The sequence below is a fragment of the Paramuribaculum intestinale genome, from assembly GCF_003024925.1.
GTDB classification, from domain to species: domain Bacteria; phylum Bacteroidota; class Bacteroidia; order Bacteroidales; family Muribaculaceae; genus Paramuribaculum; species Paramuribaculum intestinale.
Genome location: NZ_PUED01000323.1, coordinates 1 through 1663 on the forward strand (window position 1 = coordinate 1; position 1663 = coordinate 1663).

Genomic DNA, 1663 nt, shown 5'->3' on the forward strand with positions numbered 1-1663 from the left:
GCCTGAAGCCATGTCCGTGCGGGCGTTTGTCGCGGGTGCAATTGTGAAATTTGTCGCGGGCGTACCCGCGACTCGGCATTATCCCACGATAAGCTCGTAGTCGACCACGTCGAGCCGGCGTCCGAATTTCAGACCCACGGCCTTGAACTCCGACACCGGCAGGAAGCCTTCACGTTCGTGGAGACGCCGGCTTATAGCGTTGTCTGCGGTTATGCATGCTATCAGAGCATGAAGAGAAGCATCGCAGCGACACTCCTCTATGAGTCGGCGCAGCAGGGCGGTGCCTGTGCCGTGGCCTTGATGACGGCTGTCGACGTATAGCGTCGTTTCGGCAGTCGGACGATAAGCCCGGCTCTGTTTCCACTGGTGGGCATAGGCATATCCTGCGATGCAGCCGTCGGCATCCTCCGCCACCAGCAGAGGATATTCGGCGGCTATGCTGTCGAGCCGGGCACTCATCTCCTCCACTGTAAGCGGTTCGGTCTCAAAGGTGATGGTTGTATGCGTTATGTAGTGATTGTAAATCTCTGTGATCCGTCCGGCGTCGTCGGGCCGGTATTTTCTTATGCTGATCATAGCGGAAAACCTTTGCTTGACATGATTTTCATTCCATTGGCGGCTGTGCTGTCGGCCGTCACAATCATGGCCTCGGCATCATGTTCACGCTCTATCATGGCCATTGCCGCTTTTGCTTCCATGGCCATGCAGGCTGTGGCCAGAGCGTCGGCCGTCATGGCGTCGGGGGCTATCACGGTGGCCGAAATGGTGGTGCTTTTCACCGGTCGGCACGTCAGCGGATCTATCGTGTGGCCTATGCGGCCGCCGGGGGTGTCGCGATAGTTGCGGTAGTTGCCCGAGGTGGCGATCCCGCAGCCTGTGACGGCTATTGTGGTCAGTCCGCTGCGTGTTTCATCGGCCGTGCTTTCAGTCGGCATGTCGATCATTATGTGCCACTTCTCTCTTGCCGGATTACTGCCTCCGAGGGTGATCTCGCCTCCGATCTCCACCATAAAGTCGTCGACGCCGTTGCGCCTCATCATGGCTGCCACCTCGTCGCAGCCGAGCCCTTTGGTGATGGCGCTGAAATTGAACTGTGTGCGGCTGTCCTTCTTTATCATCCGTCCGTCGGCAACCATGCACCGGTCCATGCCGACGATGGCTCTGACGCTGTCTATCGCATCATCCGTAGGCTCGCCGCAGGCTGTTTCATAACCGAACCCCCACAGATTGACCGCAGGGGCTACCGTCGGGTCGAATTTACCGCCGCTTGCGCTCCACACCCTCCGTGAGGCGGCGGTCACAATGGCTACCAGCGAGTCACAACGGTCGCTCTCGTTGCGGTTGATCAGGCTAATGACCGATCCTTTGTCGAATGGCGACAGCGATTTCTCCACGCGGCTCATTGTCGCCAGAATAGAGTCCGAAAGGTCATTCTTCCCGCGGTATGTCACATGATACGTCGTGGACCAGACACATCCCTGCGTCGAACGCCAGCGGCGTGAGTCGCAGCTACCGGTGCATACGGTCAAGCCTGCTGTTATAGTGATAATCAGTGCCGACAATGAAAAATGTTTCATGATTCTGAAAATTTCTGTCAAAATTACATAAAAATCCCCGGATTATGGTTACATTTGCCAAAACCGATTGTTTATATCCCATAAGT

General features: G+C 56.5%; 2 protein-coding genes. Both read right to left on the reverse strand.

Features of this window, described 5'->3' with window-relative positions; genetic code table 11:
• Positions 1–78 precede the first annotated feature (78 nt).
• On the reverse strand, positions 79–576 hold the full coding sequence (locus tag C5O24_RS13185; RefSeq protein ID WP_107035792.1) for a GNAT family N-acetyltransferase: 498 nt from the start codon (positions 574–576) through the stop codon (positions 79–81).
• Positions 573–1577 (reverse strand): FAD:protein FMN transferase, encoded by a 1005-nt coding sequence (locus C5O24_RS13190; protein ID WP_107035793.1) that lies wholly within the window; start codon positions 1575–1577, stop codon positions 573–575. The genes C5O24_RS13185 and C5O24_RS13190 overlap by 4 nt, the downstream gene beginning before the upstream one ends.
• Positions 1578–1663 lie beyond the last annotated feature (86 nt).

Excerpts from the sequence above, each read along its gene's own strand:
- C5O24_RS13185 (WP_107035792.1), bottom strand. The coding sequence starts at position 576 with ATGATCAGCATAAGAAAATACCGGCCCGACGACGCCGGACGGATCACA.
- C5O24_RS13190 (WP_107035793.1), bottom strand. The coding sequence starts at position 1,577 with ATGAAACATTTTTCATTGTCGGCACTGATTATCACTATAACAGCAGGC.